Annotated in this window: 16 protein-coding genes; 10 read left to right on the plus strand and 6 right to left on the minus strand. The window is 61.6% G+C overall.

Annotated features, from left to right (window positions below; all coding sequences use genetic code 11):
* Positions 1-42: 42 nt before the first annotated feature.
* Both ACR0JC_RS00635 and ACR0JC_RS00640 read right to left on the minus strand, forming a co-directional pair.
* Entirely contained in the window at positions 43-1,329 is a 1,287-nt protein-coding gene (locus ACR0JC_RS00635; protein ID WP_170339748.1) for a homoserine dehydrogenase, read from the minus strand.
* Between the two features lie 132 nt (positions 1,330-1,461).
* Positions 1,462-1,710, minus strand: a complete 249-nt coding sequence (locus tag ACR0JC_RS00640) for a hypothetical protein (RefSeq protein WP_170339166.1) — start codon at positions 1,708-1,710, stop codon at positions 1,462-1,464.
* Between the two features lie 100 nt (positions 1,711-1,810).
* On the opposite strand from ACR0JC_RS00640, the gene ACR0JC_RS00645 reads away from it, so the two are divergent.
* Entirely contained in the window at positions 1,811-2,398 is a 588-nt protein-coding gene (locus ACR0JC_RS00645) for a TetR/AcrR family transcriptional regulator (RefSeq protein ID WP_170339745.1), read from the plus strand.
* Positions 2,399-2,429: 31 nt separating this feature from the next.
* Here ACR0JC_RS00645 and ACR0JC_RS00650 read toward each other — a convergent pair whose 3' ends face one another.
* A complete protein-coding gene (locus ACR0JC_RS00650; protein ID WP_170339743.1) occupies positions 2,430-3,341 on the minus strand; it encodes a pirin family protein in 912 nt (303 codons plus the stop codon).
* 158 nt (positions 3,342-3,499) lie between these two features.
* Here ACR0JC_RS00650 and ACR0JC_RS00655 point away from each other — a divergent pair, with 158 nt between their 5' ends.
* A complete protein-coding gene (locus ACR0JC_RS00655) occupies positions 3,500-3,970 on the plus strand; it encodes a hypothetical protein (RefSeq protein ID WP_170339740.1) in 471 nt (156 codons plus the stop codon).
* Between the two features lie 3 nt (positions 3,971-3,973).
* Here ACR0JC_RS00655 and ACR0JC_RS00660 read toward each other — a convergent pair whose 3' ends face one another.
* Genes ACR0JC_RS00660 through ACR0JC_RS00670 form a run of 3 tightly spaced genes read right to left on the minus strand, consistent with a single transcriptional unit; the run spans position 3,974 to position 6,769 of the window.
* Positions 3,974-4,558: a TadE/TadG family type IV pilus assembly protein gene (locus ACR0JC_RS00660; RefSeq protein WP_093961744.1), complete on the minus strand. Its 585-nt coding sequence runs from the start codon at positions 4,556-4,558 to the stop codon at positions 3,974-3,976.
* Complete coding sequence (locus ACR0JC_RS00665) at positions 4,545-5,105, minus strand: TadE/TadG family type IV pilus assembly protein (RefSeq protein WP_480762964.1); 561 nt, start codon at positions 5,103-5,105, stop codon at positions 4,545-4,547. The genes ACR0JC_RS00660 and ACR0JC_RS00665 overlap by 14 nt, the downstream gene beginning before the upstream one ends.
* On the minus strand, positions 5,102-6,769 hold the full coding sequence (locus ACR0JC_RS00670) for a pilus assembly protein TadG-related protein (RefSeq protein WP_254430712.1): 1,668 nt from the start codon (positions 6,767-6,769) through the stop codon (positions 5,102-5,104). Before ACR0JC_RS00670 ends, ACR0JC_RS00665 begins: the two co-directional genes overlap by 4 nt.
* 430 nt (positions 6,770-7,199) lie before the next feature.
* On the opposite strand from ACR0JC_RS00670, the gene ACR0JC_RS00675 reads away from it, so the two are divergent.
* From ACR0JC_RS00675 to dnaG, 8 genes are all read left to right on the plus strand, one after another.
* Entirely contained in the window at positions 7,200-8,630 is a 1,431-nt protein-coding gene (locus ACR0JC_RS00675; RefSeq protein WP_093961747.1) for a Glu/Leu/Phe/Val family dehydrogenase, read from the plus strand.
* Positions 8,631-8,774: 144 nt separating this feature from the next.
* Entirely contained in the window at positions 8,775-9,629 is an 855-nt protein-coding gene (locus ACR0JC_RS00680; protein ID WP_174822022.1) for a hypothetical protein, read from the plus strand.
* Between the two features lie 134 nt (positions 9,630-9,763).
* The gene (locus tag ACR0JC_RS00685; RefSeq protein ID WP_170339735.1) at positions 9,764-11,017 is read left to right on the plus strand and encodes a sarcosine oxidase subunit beta family protein; all 1,254 of its coding nucleotides are present in this window, start codon (positions 9,764-9,766) and stop codon (positions 11,015-11,017) included.
* Between the two features lie 53 nt (positions 11,018-11,070).
* Complete coding sequence (locus ACR0JC_RS00690) at positions 11,071-11,334, plus strand: sarcosine oxidase subunit delta (protein ID WP_005983905.1); 264 nt, start codon at positions 11,071-11,073, stop codon at positions 11,332-11,334.
* On the plus strand, positions 11,331-14,264 hold the full coding sequence (locus ACR0JC_RS00695) for a sarcosine oxidase subunit alpha family protein (protein WP_170339733.1): 2,934 nt from the start codon (positions 11,331-11,333) through the stop codon (positions 14,262-14,264). Before ACR0JC_RS00690 ends, ACR0JC_RS00695 begins: the two co-directional genes overlap by 4 nt.
* Positions 14,257-14,802, plus strand: coding sequence for a sarcosine oxidase subunit gamma (locus ACR0JC_RS00700; RefSeq protein WP_170339730.1), 546 nt, complete (start codon positions 14,257-14,259; stop codon positions 14,800-14,802). The genes ACR0JC_RS00695 and ACR0JC_RS00700 overlap by 8 nt, the downstream gene beginning before the upstream one ends.
* A 33-nt stretch (positions 14,803-14,835) precedes the next feature.
* The gene (locus ACR0JC_RS00705) at positions 14,836-15,132 is read left to right on the plus strand and encodes a hypothetical protein (RefSeq protein ID WP_170339728.1); all 297 of its coding nucleotides are present in this window, start codon (positions 14,836-14,838) and stop codon (positions 15,130-15,132) included.
* 80 nt (positions 15,133-15,212) lie between these two features.
* A complete protein-coding gene (dnaG, locus tag ACR0JC_RS00710; protein WP_170339727.1) occupies positions 15,213-17,165 on the plus strand; it encodes a DNA primase in 1,953 nt (650 codons plus the stop codon).
* Positions 17,166-17,227: the final 62 nt, after the last annotated feature.

Here is a 17,227-nt window from a genome sequence, read left to right on the forward strand (position 1 = left end):
TCCTGACTGGCATAGCCTGCTCGTGGCGCAGGCCGCAAGGGTTCAAACCTGCTCGATACGCAGAGCTACCGGTTCGCCCGCAACCACATCCGTGGTGCGCAAGTCCTCCAACGCAACGTCCAGCGTGGCGCGTGTGGTCTTGTGTGTAACGATCAGTACCGGTGCCGTGTCCTCGGCATGTGCGTATTGGCGCATCCGGTCGATTGAAACGCCGGCATTGCCCAGAATCGCGGCCACCTTGGCCAGCGCACCTGGTTTGTCCAGCAATGCAAGGCGCAGATAATAAGGGGCAGGCAGGCCGGTGATTGCGGGCTTGGAGTCGACCAGCGACGTGGCGGGTTGACCAAAGGTGGAAATCCGCAGGCCCCGCGCCAGGTCGCAAACATCCCCCATCACCGCACTGGCCGTCGGGCCTTCGCCAGCGCCGGGTCCGCGCAAAACGATCTGTTCGACGGCGTCGCCCTCAATGACCACCATGTTGGTGCCGCCTTCCAGCTGCCCCAAAGGCGAGTCACTGGGTACCAGGCAGGGTTGCATCCGTTGTTCAAGCCCGCGCGGCGTGCGCTGCGCAACGCCCAACAGCTTGATGCGGTAGCCCATATCGTCGGCCTGATGGATGTCATCCAGGCTGATATGCTGAATGCCCTCGATCTCGATCCCGTCGAAATTCGGCTTTGTTCCAAACGCGATAGAGGCCAACAGCGCCAACTTGTGCGCCGCGTCGATGCCGCCAACGTCAAGGTTGGGATCCGCTTCGAGATACCCCAACTGAGCGCACTCCTCGAACAGGGCGTTGTAGCCCAATCCCTGCGACTGCATTCGGGTCAGGATATAGTTGCAGGTGCCATTCATCACGCCCATGACGCGCTTGATGTCATTCCCGGCCAACCCTTCGGTAAGGGATTTTATGACCGGAATTCCTCCGGCCACGGCGGCCTCGAACCGGATCACGCGGCTCGCGGCTTCGGCCTGTTCCGCCAATGCCTGGCCGTGAATGGCCAGCAGCGCCTTGTTTGCGGTGACCACATCCTTGCCGCTGGCCAACGCCGCCTCAACCGAGGCCTTTGCCGGGCCATTTTCACCCCCCATCAGTTCGACGAACACATCGATGTCGTCGCGCTTGGCCAAGGCCACAGGGTCGGTTTCCCACGCGAAGCCGGACAGGTTCACCCCGCGATCTTTGGCGGCGTCGCGCGCCGAAACGGCAACGATCTCGATCGGACGACCAGTGCGTGCTTGGAGCAATTCGGCATGACGGCGCACGATCTTGACGACGCCCACCCCCACGGTTCCCAAGCCAGCAATTCCAAGCCGTAGCGCCTGTGTCATTCCGTGGGTTCCTTTCCGCTCGAAGTCTGCCTGTTGGACGCAAGGTCCTTTGTCGGCTGCCATAGCTGGTTCAACGCGGCGGTGCAATCCGTCAGGGACAGAGTTGTTGCGCAGTGGGCGAGCGTACGGGGCTTACTGGGTCTCGGCGTTCTGGAGTGCCTGTGCCTTTTGCGACAGCCGCTCGGCCCGTTGTTCCAATTCTTCTTCCACGGCGGCTGCCTCGTTCACCGGGTCGACGGGCGGCACGTTGACCTGGGTCAACGGGATCAGCTTGGGGTAGGGCGCGGCCTTTACCGAGGCCGCTTCGCTTCCCTCCAACTCGGGAATATCTGCGCACGCGGCCAAGAGAAGCAGCGGCAGGATGACGGAAACAGCTTTCATTTCGCGACCCGAACAGTGAGGAACCTGAACGTGATGCACTTTTTGCATGAACGGTTCAAGCGGGGTTCTATATGAACGTACGTTCATATACGATGGATCCATGGCACGTACTCAAGGCTCTCATTCCGATATCACCGGGCCCCGCATTCGCGAGGCCGCCTTGGGATTGTTTGCACGGCATGGCTATGCCGCTGTTTCCATGCGCCAAATCGCGGGGGAGGTCGGAGTGCAGGCCGGTGCGCTTTACAATTACACTCCGGACAAGCAAAGCCTTCTGTTCCGCCTGATGCAGGACCACATGCAAGAGCTGCTGGCGGCCTATGAAGCGTTGGAACCACAGGCGGATGCATTGGGTGCCTTGCGGCAATTCGTGGGTTTCCACATCCGGTTTCACATGCAGCGACCCGACGAAGTGTTCATCGCCTACATGGAGCTGCGAAATCTGACGCCTGAAAACTTCGCCGAAATCGAAAAGCTGCGCCGACGATATGAGGATGCGTTACAGAGCATCCTGCTGGCCGGCCAGAAGGACGGTCTATTCTCTGTTCAGGATGCGAAGATCGCGACGCTAGCGGTGATTGCCATGCTGAATGGTGTCATGACGTGGTACAGGGCCGGTGGACGGCTTTCGCTGGACGAGGTCGAGCAGATTTATTGGGATATGGTACGCAAGGCGGTCGCGGCCTGATTGGCCGCGCCACGTTACCGGTTGTCTGGAGTCAGTGCGCCGGCTTGATGAAAGTACCGTTGCGCAACTCCCGAAACGCCTGCTCGAGTTCGGCACGCGTGTTCATCACGATCGGGCCATGCCATGCTACCGGTTCATTGATCGGCGCACCCGAGATCAACAGGAATCGCACGCCTTCAGGCCCGGCCTGAACGGTTATTTCGTCTCCGGTGCCAAACCGCACCAGCGTCCGGTTGCCCGACATGTCGCGAATGTTCAGCTCTTGCCCGGCGACTTCCTTCTCAAGCAGAACGCCGGTCGGCTGCGAGGCGTCGGCGAAAGCGGCCTGCCCATCGAAAACATAGGCGAAAGCACGGCGATAAGTGTCTATCCTGAATGTCTTTTTTACCCCTGCAGGAATCGATACGTCCAAATATTGCGGGTCCGCGGCGATACCGTCCACCGGCCCGGTCTTACCCCAGAACTTGCCGACGATGACCCGCACCGTGGTGCCATCATCATCGATCACTTCAGGAATGTCCTTGCCCTGAACGTCCTGGTACCGAGGCGCCGTCATCTTTTGAGCCGAGGGCAAGTTGCCCCACAGCTGAAACCCATGCATCTGCCCGGATGCATTCCCCTTGGGCATTTCCTGATGCAGAATTCCGGACCCCGCCGTCATCCACTGGACGTCTCCGGCACCCAGTTGGCCGCTGTTGCCCAGCGAGTCGCTGTGATCGACGGTTCCTGACAATACGTATGTGATGGTTTCAATGCCGCGGTGAGGGTGCCAGGGAAAGCCGGCCTGGTAGTCCTGCGGGTGCTCGTTGCGGAAGTCATCAAACAACAGGAATGGATCCAGTTCGGACGGATCCTGAAATCCAAAAGCGCGGTGCAGCTTTACACCAGCGCCTTCCATCGTCGGAACGGCCTTGCGGGTTTCGAGTGTTGGTCTGAGCGACATGTGGATCTCCTGTCTCTGGACCCGTTATCTAATTTTCGCTGAAGTACGGTCAATTCGCGAGAAAGCACTGCTTCTGTGCAAAAATGCGCCGGGTGAGTCTTGGCCTGTTGCTTGTCGCTGAAAGCGGGTAAGGGGAGCAGGCAAAGGCGGAGTTGGAAATGCAAGAAGACGTACTGGCAACGATTCAGGCTTCATCGGCACGGCGGTGGATGGGCGTGGGAATGCTCGTCACCGTGGGCGCGTTCGTGACTTATGTCGCCCTGGCCGCACCGCCCGCGCCGGAATGGCAGCTGTTCCTGTTCGTGGTCGGAGGTGGCGCGCTTTGGCTTGCGCATCGCGTCTGGCATGCGACAGCGGACCGGATCGAGCTGACGCGCACGGAACTGCGGACAGGCAGCGGCAAGCTGATTGCCGAGGTTGGTGAAATCGAAGGGGTGGATCGGGGTGTGTTCGCCTTCAAACCGTCAAACGGCTTTCTGCTGACGACCCGTAGCAAACGGGGCAGGGCTTGGGCCCCGGGCCTTTGGTGGCGCGTCGGGCGACGTATTGGCGTCGGCGGCATGACGTCCGCCGCTGAGACCAAGTTCCTGTCAGAAATGCTTTCCGCGATGCTGGCCGAGGCCGAATAGCTCTCAGCACCCGCCCGGTGCGTCGATCTTGTCGTAGACGCGCGGGTGGGTGAATACGAAATTGTCCATGGCAAATTCGTTTTCGCCGTATCCGATGCGGAAGGGACGGCGATAGAAGTCCTTCACTTCGACCAGGATCATCTTGCCGTTGTCCGGCATGATGGGCAGCTTGTCCCGGATTTCGCTGATGGTGCCATCGGTCCACGCCTCAAAGCTTTCGCCGCGAATACAGGACCACTGCACATAGTGCCGGTCATCCGGCAGGTCGAAGCGAAGGAACGAGATGCGCATCGACACGTCGGAGCGGTCCGACATCATCTGCTGCAGCAGGTCATACAGCGTATCCATATAGGTCGCGTTGATGTCATTGCGTTCGCGGGAAATGACGTCGGCGATCGCATAAGACGCCTTGAGATTCCGCGAGCTCTGCTTGTAGCCGTCGAAGAACGTATAGGACGCACACATGCCCCAGAAGAGCAGGGGATAGATCATCACGGCCTCGACACTGATCACGCCGGATTCCTTGCGCGAAAACCGTTTCAGATACCGGACAGCCAGCGAGAAGATTGAGCGATCAGGTCGGTTCATAGACAAACACCGTTGTTGCGTGCAGTTCGTACATACCGTTGGGCTTTTTCCGCGCGATGGCACCCAGAATGGTTCCCCACCACAGCGGCTTTACCTCGACGCAGGCGCGGACGATCATCAGTTCATCCGACGTACCCGGCTCGAAGATCTGGCTGTTGCGGATCGTTGCGGGGGTATCGATGCAGTAGGGGTTCGGATCCAGCGTGTTGCCCATAAACGGGTCTACGCGGGTCATTTCCAGGATCAGGTTCTCCTTGCACTCAGGAATGTAGCCTGCCTTGTCGCAGACGATGTCCTTCAACAGAGTGTGGGTCCAGCCGTCCTGAACGTTGGTGGCATACTTTTCGAGGTTGTTCAGGCGAACGTCGCGGATCGTTTCGTCCAGGCCACGCTCGAGGTTGGCGTGGTTGAAGGCCCCGATCCCGACTTCGACGGCCGAATAGGTCGTCATGATGAAGATGGGGAACCAGAAGACGAACTCGATCGTCGCCATCCCATCTTCTTTCCGCCGGAACGTGCGGAATTGATGAAGCAAACGCTTGATCATTGGGTCAGCCTCAAATTGCGGATGGTCGATCCGATCGATGCAAATACGTCGACGATTTCGTCACCGGTCGCCTCGTAGTAGGCGCCATCATCGCTTTTGCAGTCTTTCAGAAGGGCCTTGCCCTGATCGGGAGCTTCGAAAGCGATAGTGAAGACTACGATGCCATTGGCGCGAGCGGCGGCACACATTGCGCGCGCGCGCGGGTCCTTGGTGCCCGACCCGATCGAAGTGACCGCGTTGTTGTACCAGGTGTTGCCTTTCGTGCTCCCCAGCGCTTCGCGGAACAGGTCGCGGATCGCGCGACGGGTCGTGCGTTCCCAGACCTGAACCCAGGTCAGGTTGACCGATGTCGCGGGGTCGCCATTGTTGTCCAGAACAGTGCGGGTTTCGCTTCTGCTGTAGTCAAAGTTGTAGCAGACGCCGCCGGACCGGTAGGTGCACCGATAGACAGTATACTCGTCGTTGCCATAGGGATCGTCCTGCCAGATCTCGCGACCCCAGTACCAACCTTTGCTGCTGTCCCATTCGGTATAGTTGACATCGTGCCAGAAGTACTTCTCGGTCTCGTAGTCATAGGTCGAATAGGTGGACTTTTTGGCATTCCACCACAGAATGGACGTACCCTCACGGTAGGGGTCGTTTACCATGTATTGTGTGGTGTTCGCGCCGTCCGTCATCAGCACCAGAACCTTCATCGAGTCGTTGCTGGAGTAGCTGTTGGGACGGGTGGCGAACTCTGCAGGCACTTCGTCACCCGCCAGGCGTGCGATCACCGGCTGAATGCTTTCGTCAAGCAGGGCAAGACCCCATTTCAGACCGACGTCGATCGACGTGTTTCCGCCGGCCGTAAAACTTTCGATGTGATCTTTGAGAACCTGCGGATCCTTTTGCAGGACCGAGACCTCACGGTTGGCGAGTTCGTCACAGACTTCGCTGTAGACGTAGCCGTTGCTGGGGCGCCGGTCATAGGTGCTCCACGGCGTGAAGTGCAGTGTGCGTTGGCGGATCGTATCGGGGTCCAGCGCGGTGGTGTTGAACTCGCTGCTGGTGAAGTTGATGCAGTTTGCCCGGTTATTGGTGCCGGTCGTGCTGAATTCGTCCATCAGATAGTCGGGCAGCGACACCTGAGTTGCGTATGGGATGATCGAGATCGACAGCTTCCCGTCCTCGGTCTTGTCCGCCATCTCTTGCACGAAGTTTTTGGCCGCCACTTTCAGGTTGGCCAGGCGATTGTAGCTGTTCATCGAGCCAGAGACGTCGAGGACCAAAGAAATCTCAACATCATCAATGGCTTCTTCGGCAACGCTGGTTGCCGCGCTCACGATCGAGTCAACATCCCACCACTGCATGAAGTGCATGCCGACATCCATCTGGGCGCTCGCTTGGACCTTGCGGTAGCCTTCGATCGTAACGGCGGTCGCGCCGCAGACATTGGGTTCCACGATCGGGTCACCAACCAGGTACTGGTCCAAGCCTTCCTTCGCGAGGTAGTCGACGACTACGTCCTTGGGGCAAAGGTCCTGGTCCAGGTCGGCCGCCGCCAATACGGCGCGGTCCAGAGCATATTGCAGGCGCGCACGTTCGCGATCGTACCGCATAACGTCCACGGCGAAGCCCGCCGCGGTGAAGATGATCATCAGAAGGAAGAGGGCGAAGATGGTCATCGTCCCGCTTTCCGAGGTCACGAAAGACTCGACGGCGCCCCGGCACCGGTCTGCCTGGCGCGGTTTCTCCGACCGTGTCGATGTCCATTCAAAATTGCGCATAACGAAATCCTTTTGCCGGCCAAAAGCAGCGAAGCCAGTTCTTCGGAACTTTAATAATTTAGATGTGGATCGTGGCGAGAATTGGGCGTGATCGTCACTATGGTGCTCTTTTTGAATGAAAAACGGCGGCAGTCTGGCCGGGAAGGGTGGCTTTGTTTCGTTGCTCGGGACAATTTCCGGAAATCGTAAACGTCCGCGACTCGGCTCGGATGGTCGAAACGCGCTGTTCATAAATTGATGAAAAAAAGTGCAAATCGCGATTGCAGCTGCTTGCCAAGGGTGCGACAAAACGTCATGACGCTCGACGTCAACCGGCATGGAGGATTTTATGACGGCCATCAAGGAACCCAGCTTTCGGGAGAGTGTAGATCTGATGTTCAACAGGGCGGCTGCCCTGATGGATCTTCCGCCCGGGCTTGAGGAAAAGATCCGGGTCTGCAATGCGACCTACACCGTTCGGTTTGGCGTGCGTCTGCGGGGGCAGATCCATACTTTCACCGGCTATCGCTCGGTTCATTCCGAGCATATGGAGCCGGTAAAGGGCGGTATCCGCTATGCGATGGCCGTGAACCAGGACGAGGTCGAGGCGCTTGCTGCGCTGATGACCTACAAGTGCGCTTTGGTCGAGGCTCCGTTTGGCGGGTCCAAGGGCGGCCTGCGTATCGACCCGCGCAAATACGAGGAGCATGAGCTGGAGCAGATCACCCGCCGTTTCGCCTATGAGTTGGCCAAGCGCGACCTGATCAACCCGTCGCAGAACGTCCCGGCCCCTGACATGGGCACCGGCGAGCGTGAAATGGCTTGGATGGCTGACCAGTATGCGCGGATGAACACCACAGACATCAACGCGCGGGCCTGCGTGACCGGCAAGCCGTTGAATGCCGGCGGCATCTCGGGCCGGGTCGAGGCGACGGGGCGTGGCATCCAATACGCGCTGCGCGAGTTCTTCCGTCACCCCGAGGACGTCAAGAAAGCTGGTATGTCAGGCTCGCTGGACGGCAAGCGGGTCATCGTTCAAGGCCTCGGCAACGTGGGCTATCACGCGGCCAAGTTCCTGAGTGAGGAAGACGGCTCTCTGGTTGTGGGCATCATCGAACGTGACGGTGCGATCTATAACCCCGAGGGGATCGACGTCGAAGCGGTTCACCAGTGGATCGTCAAACATGGCGGCGTGAACGGCTACCCGGATGCAACGCACACCGCAGAGGGCACTGCTGTGTTGGAAGAGGAGTGCGATATTCTGATCCCGGCAGCGTTGGAGGGCGTGATCAACCTGTCTAATGCCGAGCGCATCAAGGCGCCGCTGATCATCGAGGCCGCGAACGGCCCGGTGACCGCCGGGGCCGACGAAGTGCTGCGCAAGAAGGGCACCGTGATCATTCCCGACATGTACGCGAACGCCGGCGGTGTAACGGTCTCGTATTTTGAATGGGTCAAGAACCTCAGTCACATCCGTTTCGGCCGGATGCAGCGCCGTCAGGAAGAGGCGCGGCACGAGCTGATCGTGAAAGAGCTGGAACGGCTGGATCGCTATCTTGGCGACGCGTGGTCGATGTCTCCGGACTTCAAGGCCAAATACCTCAAGGGCGCGGATGAACTTGAGCTGGTGCGCTCGGGTCTGGATGACACGATGCGCATCGCCTACCAGGCCATGAGCGAGGTCTGGCATGATCGCGACGACGTGGATGACCTCCGCACCGCGGCTTACATCGTGTCCATTGACCGTGTAGCCAAGAGCTATCGGGCCAAGGGCCTCTGACGTCTCGCAAACCGGGCAATCGGGCTTTGACAAAAAGTCCGGTTGCCGCACATCCTGCGCTGGAGTTCAGGCAGTGAAACCAGCGAGGATCTCATGCAAATTACCCGTTCTGTAGCTTGGGCCGCGGCGATAGGATCCGCGACCTTGGCGCTTGCGACTGCCGCCATTGCCCAGCCCCGACAGGGCTGGACGCCGACTGTGGAAGGGTTGGCTGTCTATCAGGGCAGCGCCGATCTTGAGGACGGCGGTGATTTCAGCGCATCGCGCGCGTTTCTGCGGGCAGGCGGCATTTACAGCTATGGTGACGGGTCCTTTGTGGGTTTGCTGGCGAGTTTCGGTCAGTTTTCCTACGATTTCGGGTTGCCCGGAAACCAGCCGTGGGACGACATCCGCGACATTCGCCTGAGCGTTCCATTGCGTTTCACTCTGGACAACGGGGCTGCGGTGATCGTCTCGCCCCAATTGAGATGGGACTATGAGACCGGCGCCAGTGCCTCGGACGGCTTCACCTATGGTGCCTTCGCCGGTATTTCATGGGCGGTGAACCCCAATCTGCGCATCGGCCCGGCATTTGGCGTGTTCTCCGAGGTTGGAACCAATGATCTCGAAGTCTTTCCCGCGCTTCTGGTCGACTGGACCTTTGCCGAGCGCTGGCGTCTGAGCACCGGGCGCGCGTTGGGGGCCACTCAAGGCCCCGGGGTCACGCTGGAATACAAGGCTTCGGAAAGTGTCAGCGTGGGGCTTGCCGTTCGGTCCGAGAGGGTCCGCTTTCAGTTGAACGATAACGGGTTGGCACCGGGCGGCGTAGGCGAGGACAGCAGCATCCCGGTTGTTCTGTCGGTTGAATACGCGCCAAACCCCGGAGTTTCGTTGTCGGCATTTGCGGGCGCCGAGTTTGACGGCGAGTTGCGCCTGGACAACGCAGCAGGGCAAGAGGTCAGCCGGCAGGGCTATGATACCGCTCCGATCGTGGGCGTTGCCTTCCGTCTGCGGTTCTGAAGGCGAATTCGTTTGCGACCGGTTTGGTCGCGCGTTGACAAGTTCTTGTCGAAAACGGATGCGGAGCCCCGAGCCCGGATTGCTACTCCTGTTGGAAGTTGGTTTGATGCCAGCAAACCCGCAGGGAGATCTGAATGCGCTTTTCCGGCTTGCGCGTCCTGAAGGAAGGACTGACCGGCAACAAGGGTTGGACGGCGCATTGGCGTGATCCCGAGCCCAAAGCCGAATACGACATCGTCATCATCGGCGGCGGCGGGCACGGTCTCAGCACCGCGTATTACCTCGCGAAGGAGCACGGACTGACCAATGTCGCCGTGCTGGAAAAGGGCTATATCGGCGGCGGCAATGTGGGGCGCAACACGACGATCGTGCGCGCCAACTATTTTCTGCAAGGAAATTCCGAGTTCTATTCGCATTCCCTCAAGCTGTGGGAGGGGATGGAAGAGGACCTGAACTACAACGTGATGCATTCACAGCGGGGTATCATCAACCTGTTCCATTCGGACGGGCAGCGGGACGCGGCCGCGCGGCGGGGCAACATGATGATCAGCCAGGGCGACGATGCCATCCTGCTGGACCGCGATGCGCTGCGCGAGATGCTGCCCTATCTGAACTATGACGATCTGCGCTTTCCCATCTATGGCGGCCTGTACCATCCGCGCGGCGGCACGGCCCGGCATGATGCCGTGGCCTGGGGCTATGCCCGCGGGGCGGATCAGCGCGGGGTGGATCTGATCCAGAATTGCGAGGTCACCGGCATCGACATCGAAAACGGCGCCGTGCGCGGGGTGCAGACGACGCGCGGGGCGATCCGGGCCAAGAAGGTAGGGATTGTGGTTGCGGGCCGTTCGGGGCTTGTTGCCGGCATGGCCGGGATGCGCTTGCCGATCGAAAGCCATGTGCTGCAGGCCTTCGTGACCGAGGGGCTGAAGCCTTGCATCGACCACGTCGTGACCTTCGGCATGGGGCATTTCTACATCAGCCAATCCGACAAGGGCGGGCTGGTGTTCGGCGGCGACCTGGATTTCTATGCCTCCTACGCGGCGCGGGGCAATCTGCCGACGGTCGAAAGCGTGATGGAAGCCGGCGTGGCCCTGATGCCGATGATCGGCAAAGCCCGGGTGCTGCGGTCCTGGGGCGGGATCATGGACATGTCGCCGGACGGGTCGCCGATCATCGACCGCACCCCTATCGACGGGCTGTACCTGAACTGCGGCTGGAACTACGGCGGGTTCAAGGCGGTTCCGGGCTCGGGCAACGTGTTTGCCCACCTGATGGCCACCGACCGGTACCACGAGAACGCGACAGGGTTCCGGCTGGATCGTTTCCGCACCGGGCGCGGGATCATCGATGAAGAGGGCAAGGGCTCTCAGCACAATCTGCATTAGGGGCGGGCCGGGATGTTTCTTTCGAATATTTGTGAAAGCCAGGAGGCGCGGCCATGAGGATCACCTGTCCCTATTGCGGCGAGCGTGACCGCCGCGAGTTCTACTATCGCGGGGCCGCCGTCGATCTGGACCGGCCCGCCCCGGATGCCGGGCCGGAGGCTTGGGACGATTTCGTCTATTTGCGCGACAACCCGGCGGGCGAGACGCGGGATCTATGGTATCACGAGGGCGGCTGCGGCGCATGGATCGTCGTGACACGCAACACGCTGACCCACGAAATTTCGGCGACCGAACCTGCGTCCGGGGGCAAACGATGAGGGTCGCTGGCAGGGGGCTGATCGACCGCGGCACACCGGTCGAATTTTCCTTTGACGGCATCCGGTATTCGGGCTTTCAGGGCGACACGCTGGCCTCGGCGCTGCTGGCCAATGGCGTGCGCCTGATGGGGCGGTCGTTCAAGTATCATCGCCCGCGCGGCGTCCTGACCGCCGGCAGCGAAGAACCGAATGCGCTGGTCACCATCGGCCGAGACGCCGCGCAGGACCCGAATGTGCGGGCCACGATGCAAGAGATCTATCCAGGCCTTGAGGCGCGCAGCCAGAACCGCTGGCCCAGCCTGAATTTCGACGTGATGGCGGTGAACGATCTGGCCGCGCCCTTCCTGGGCGCGGGCTTCTACTACAAGACCTTCATGTGGCCCCGCAGCTTCTGGGAGAAGCTGTACGAGCCGATGATCCGCCGCGCCGCGGGGTTGGGCGCGCTGTCCGGGCAGGCCAACGTCGACACGTATGAAAGCGCCTATGCCTTCTGCGACCTGCTGGTGATCGGGGCTGGCCCGGCGGGTTTGATGGCCGCCTTGACGGCCGGCCGGGCCGGGGCGGATGTCATTCTGGCCGATGAAAGCAACCAGATGGGCGGGCGTCTGCTGGCCGAAACGCTCGAGGTGGATGGCAAGCCGGGTCAAGTCTGGGCAGACGAGGTTCTGGCCGAGCTGCGGGCGATGGACAATGTGCGGTTGATGACCCGCACGACCGTTGCGGGTGCCTACGACCAGGGCACCTTTGTCGCGCTCGAACGGGTCTTGCACCATACGAGCGACCGTCCCGCCGGTGCGCCGCTGGAAACCTATTGGAGGATCGCCGCCCGCCGCTCGGTTCTGACCGCCGGGGCGCTGGAACGCCCGGTGGCGTTTCGAAACAATGACCGGCCCGGCATCATGACCGCCGGGGCCGTGCGAGCCTATCTGAACCGCTGGGGCGTCGCGGCCGGCCGGAGTGTCACGGTCTTCGGCAACACCGATGACATCCACCGAACGGCCCGCGACCTGCTGGCCGCAGGTGTTCACGTGGCCGCCGTGATAGACAGCCGCCATGACGGGCCGGTGTCGACCGACTATCCGGTGCTGCGCGGGGCGCAGGTCTGTGGCAGTTCGGGGCGCAAGGGGCTGGAGTCGATAACCGTGCGCCGCGCCAGCGGAGAAGAGCGCATTCAGACCGATTGTCTGGCGATGACCGGCGGATGGAACCCCTCGGTCCACCTGACCTGCCACATGAACGGGCGCCCGACCTGGCGGCGTGACATTGCCGCCTTCGTGCCCACGCCGGGCGCCGTGCCCGGGATGCGCCCGGCCGGGGCCTGCAACGGCGCGTTCTCGACCGCGGCTTGTCTGAGCGAGGGCATTTCGGCTGCGACCGAGGCGCTGGGTGATCTGGGCCTTAAGGCGCCCAAACTCGAGCCGCCGCAGGCCGAGGATCAACCCTATGAAATCGCGCAGCTGTGGGCGGTGCCGGGCAAGGGGCGCGCGTGGCTGGATTTCCAGAACGACGTGACCGTCAAGGACGTCAAACAGGCCGCGACCGAGAATTTCCGCTCGGTCGAGCACATGAAGCGTTATACCACGCAAGGCATGGCCACCGATCAGGGCAAGAACTCGAATGTCGCGGCGCTGGCCATTCTTGCGGATGCCACCGGGCGTGCGATCCCCGAGACCGGAAGCACCACCTTTCGCCCGCCTTACGCGCCGATTGCCATTGCCGCGCTGGGCGCGGGGGCCGAGGGGGCGGGGTTCAAGCCGCAGCGCTTCACCACCTCGCACAAGGCGTCGGTGGCGCGCGGGGCGCCGATGGTCGAGGCGGGGCTGTGGTATCGGCCCAGCTATTTCCCGCAGCCGGGCGAGACCACATGGCGCCAATCCTGCGACCGCGAAGTGCAGATGGTGCGCACGGCGGTCGGCGTGTGCGATGTCTCGACCCTGGGCAAGATCGACATTCAGGGGCGCGACGCCGCTCAGTTTCTGGATTTCGTCTATACCAACATGTTTTCGACACTGAAGGTCGGGCGCGTGCGCTATGGGCTGATGCTGCGCGAGGACGGGTTCGTCATGGATGACGGCACCACCGCGCGCCTGGGTGACAGTCATTTCCTGATGACCACCACGACCGCCGCCGCTGGTGACGTGATGAAGCATCTGGAATTCGTGCGCCAGGGGCTGCGGCCCGATTGGGACGTGTCGCTGGTTTCAGTGACGGAACAATGGGCGCAATTCGCCGTGGCCGGCCCCAAATCGCGCGAGGTGCTGAACGGCGTTCTGGACACACCGCTGGATGATGCCGCGTGGCCGTTCATGGCCTGCGGGCCGGTTTCGGTTCTGGGGGTGCCGGGCCGTCTGTTCCGGATCTCGTTCTCGGGCGAACACGCCTATGAGATCGCCGTGCCCGCGCGGTACGGGGCCAGCCTGTTCGACATCCTGACCCAACGGGCCGAGGCACTGGGTGGCGGTCTCTATGGGATGGAGGCGCTGAACGTCCTGCGGATCGAGAAAGGGTTCATCACCCATGCCGAAATCCACGGGCGAACCACGGCCTTTGACATCGGGATGGGCCGGATGGTGTCGCAGAAAAAGGACTGCATCGGCAAGACTATGTCCGAACGCTCGGGGCTTGAGGAGCCGGGGCGCGAGCGGTTGGTCGGGATCAAACCCATCGGGGAAAGCCGCCAGTTGCTGGCCGGCGCCCATCTGTACAACGAAGAGGACGCGCCGGTGCGCACCAACGATCAGGGCTATGTGACCTCGGTCTGCTATTCGCCGACGCTGGGCTGCATGCTGGGGTTGGCGTTTCTGGCCGATGGCCTCGACCGTCATGGCGAGATCGTCAAAATGGTCGATCACCTGCGCGGCGTAACCACGCTGTGCGAGGTGACGGACTCGGTGTTCTTTGACCCAGAAGGAGAGCGTGTGCGTGGATAAGCTGATTGCCCAGACCCCGTGTGACGGGCTGCTGCCGCTGACCATCGGAACGGTCTCGGTCACCGAGGTCGACCCGGGCGCGATACATGCGGTTTCGGCCTTTCAAGGGCAGACCAAATCACTGTCCGAGGCGATGAAGGCGGCGCATGGCATGGCCCTGCCGGCCCCGAACCGCGCTACCGGGAAGTCGGGCGCGCGGGCGGTCTGGTTCGGCCCGGGTCAGGTCATGCTGTTCGGCCCCGCGCCGGACCCGTCGCTGTCCGCCCACGCCGCGGTCGTCGACCAGTCCGATGCCTGGGCCGTGGTGCGGCTTGAGGGCGACGGGGCCGAAGATGTCCTGGCCCGTCTGGTGCCCGTCGATCTGCGCCCGCAGCACTTCAAGCGCGGACATACGGCGCGCACGCTGCTGTTTCACATGACGGCGTCGATCACTCGGGTTGGTGAGAAAGCCTTTCAGATCATGGTATTCCGGTCGATGGCCACATCGTTGGTGCATGATCTGCAGAGGGCAATGGAAGGTGTGGCAGCACGCGGTTAGACTGTTGCAAAGAACTGATTCCAAGGGGACCTTATGCTGCGCATCGCACTTGCCGCCACACTGCTTGCCACACCGCTGGCTGCCGCTGAAACCAAGGAGCAAAGCTGCCGCTATCAAGCAGACGTTGTGGCGGCGGTACAAAAAGCCCGTCTTGATCGCGTGAAAGAACGGGACGTTCCGGAAGCGCTGGCCGAGGCCGGCCCGACCTGGCCCGAGAACTACAACGCCGCTATCCCGTTGATCACCCCATGGGTCTACGAGCAGAAGATGCGCGACATCCGCAAAAAAGACCTTGGCGCGGCTTGGATGGAACTGTGCCTGCAGCAGTAATCCACAGGGCCGCGAATTGGCTGTGGACAAAGGCCCGCCGCGCCCTTGGCGGGCGGCCCGGTTTCTGCCATGTATGAAGCATGTCATTGCCCCCTGGATTTCTGGATGAGCTACGCACCCGTCTGAGCCTGTCTCAGGTCGTCGGGCGCAAGGTCATGTGGGACAACCGCAAGTCCAATCCGGGCAAGGGCGACATGTGGGCACCATGCCCGTTCCATCACGAAAAGACCGCTTCGTTCCATGTGGATGACCAGAAGGGGTTCTATTACTGCTTCGGGTGCCATGCCAAAGGCGACGCGATCAGCTTTGTGAAGGAAACCGAGAACGTCTCGTTCATCGAGGCGGTCGAGATCCTGGCGCGCGAGGCCGGCTTGCCGATGCCCGCGCGCGACCCAAAGGCGCAGGAAAAGCAGGACCACCGGGCGCAATTGGCCGATGTCTTGGAGCAGGCGGTACAGTTCTTTCGCCTGCAACTCAAGACCGGGGCAGGGGCCGAGGCGCGCGCCTATCTGGACCGCCGCGGTCTGGACGCTCAGGCGTTGGACCGCTGGGAAATCGGGTTTGCGCCCGATGGCTGGCAGGCGTTGTGGGACCATCTGCGCGGCAAGAACGTGGCCGAGGACCTGATCCTAGGCACCGGTCTGGCCAAGCCGTCGAGCAAGGGCAAAAAGCCCTATGACACCTTCCGCAACCGCATCATGTTCCCGATCCGCGATCCGCGCGGCCGGTGCATCGCGTTCGGCGGGCGGGCGATGGACCCCAATGACAACGCCAAGTATCTGAACTCGCCCGAAACCGCGCTGTTCGACAAGGGGCGAAGCCTCTACAACCACGGACCGGCCCGTCAGGCGGCGGGCAAGGGGCAACCGCTGATCGTGGCCGAGGGCTATATGGATGTGATTGCCCTGTCCGAGGCAGGTTTCGGCGCCGCCGTCGCACCGCTGGGCACCGCGATCACCGAACATCAGTTGCACATGCTGTGGCGCATCGCCGACGAGCCGATCATCGCGCTGGATGGCGACACGGCCGGCCTGCGCGCGGCGATGCGGGCCATCGACCTGGCGCTGCCCCTGCTGGTGGCCGGCAAGTCTCTGCGGTTCGCCCTGATGCCCGAAGGCAAGGATCCCGACGATCTGCTGCGCGCCGAAGGCCCGGCAGCGGTTCAGGCGGTGCTGGACGCGGCCATTCCGATGGTGCGGCTTCTGTGGCGGCGCGAGACCGAGGGCAAGGTGTTCGACAGCCCCGAGCGCAAGGCGGCCCTCGACAAGGAGCTGCGCGAAAAGATCCAACTGATCCGCGATCCCTCGATCCGGTCGCATTACGGGCAGGAAATCAAGGACCTCCGCTGGCAGCTTTTCCGCCCGCAGCGGCAAGGGGCAGGGGCTCGAAACTGGCAGCCGAAAGGCAAATGGCAACCGCCAAAACCGTCGGCAACTCCGGATGCGCGGGCCTCGTTCCTTGCGTCCTCGGAGAATGCGGATATCCAACTGCGTGAAGCGGCAATCCTAGCGATTGCAATCCTGAACCCAGAGGTGGTCGTTCAATTCGAGCATCAACTGGAAGAGATGGAATGCCTGAACCCCGATCACGCGGCCCTACGCGATGCGATCCTGCGGCACGCGATCGACGATCCCGACAACCTCAAAGAGCACATTGTTCAGTCTTTGGGGCCGGCCCCTCTTGAAAACCTGCTGGCCCTTCGCCATGTCGCTGTAATCCCCTGTGTGCACAAACCGGGCGACGTCGAAAAGGCACAGATGACTCTGGCCGAGGAACTCGCAAAAATCAAAGCGCTCCGGGGGCTGGATGCCGAGATTGCTGAAGCCGAAGAGGAGTTGTCCGATCTGGCGGACGAAGCGTTGACGTTCCGGTTGGCCCAGGCCGCCGAAGAACGCAACCGCGCAAGCCGCAGCCAGAATGAGGACAGGGCCATTTTCGACATTGCGGACAACGGGGCGCGAATCAATCGTGACGAGAAAGACGCGTTTCAGGCGATCATGTCCGGTATCAAGTTCGAGCGGAAACGCCGCTGAAGTGGTGTTTTCATAAAGCACTGGAAAAGAAAAACGGGTAAACGGGTGGCCGAATCACTTCT

This window comes from Ruegeria sp. CH5, assembly GCF_056537025.1.

What these genes read in the sequence shown, in the direction of transcription:
- ACR0JC_RS00690 (WP_005983905.1), top strand. Translation starts at nt 11,071, where the DNA reads ATGAGGATCACCTGTCCCTATTGCGGCGAGCGTGACCGCCGCGAGTTC.
- ACR0JC_RS00645 (WP_170339745.1), top strand. Translation starts at nt 1,811, where the DNA reads ATGGCACGTACTCAAGGCTCTCATTCCGATATCACCGGGCCCCGCATT.
- ACR0JC_RS00685 (WP_170339735.1), top strand. Translation starts at nt 9,764, where the DNA reads ATGCGCTTTTCCGGCTTGCGCGTCCTGAAGGAAGGACTGACCGGCAAC.
- ACR0JC_RS00695 (WP_170339733.1), top strand. Translation starts at nt 11,331, where the DNA reads ATGAGGGTCGCTGGCAGGGGGCTGATCGACCGCGGCACACCGGTCGAA.
- ACR0JC_RS00650 (WP_170339743.1), bottom strand. Translation starts at nt 3,341, where the DNA reads ATGTCGCTCAGACCAACACTCGAAACCCGCAAGGCCGTTCCGACGATG.
- ACR0JC_RS00670 (WP_254430712.1), bottom strand. Translation starts at nt 6,769, where the DNA reads ATGACCATCTTCGCCCTCTTCCTTCTGATGATCATCTTCACCGCGGCG.
- ACR0JC_RS00640 (WP_170339166.1), bottom strand. Translation starts at nt 1,710, where the DNA reads ATGAAAGCTGTTTCCGTCATCCTGCCGCTGCTTCTCTTGGCCGCGTGC.
- ACR0JC_RS00665 (WP_480762964.1), bottom strand. Translation starts at nt 5,105, where the DNA reads ATGATCAAGCGTTTGCTTCATCAATTCCGCACGTTCCGGCGGAAAGAA.
- ACR0JC_RS00660 (WP_093961744.1), bottom strand. Translation starts at nt 4,558, where the DNA reads ATGAACCGACCTGATCGCTCAATCTTCTCGCTGGCTGTCCGGTATCTG.
- ACR0JC_RS00675 (WP_093961747.1), top strand. Translation starts at nt 7,200, where the DNA reads ATGACGGCCATCAAGGAACCCAGCTTTCGGGAGAGTGTAGATCTGATG.
- dnaG (WP_170339727.1), top strand. Translation starts at nt 15,213, where the DNA reads ATGTCATTGCCCCCTGGATTTCTGGATGAGCTACGCACCCGTCTGAGC.
- ACR0JC_RS00655 (WP_170339740.1), top strand. Translation starts at nt 3,500, where the DNA reads ATGCAAGAAGACGTACTGGCAACGATTCAGGCTTCATCGGCACGGCGG.
- ACR0JC_RS00635 (WP_170339748.1), bottom strand. Translation starts at nt 1,329, where the DNA reads ATGACACAGGCGCTACGGCTTGGAATTGCTGGCTTGGGAACCGTGGGG.
- ACR0JC_RS00705 (WP_170339728.1), top strand. Translation starts at nt 14,836, where the DNA reads ATGCTGCGCATCGCACTTGCCGCCACACTGCTTGCCACACCGCTGGCT.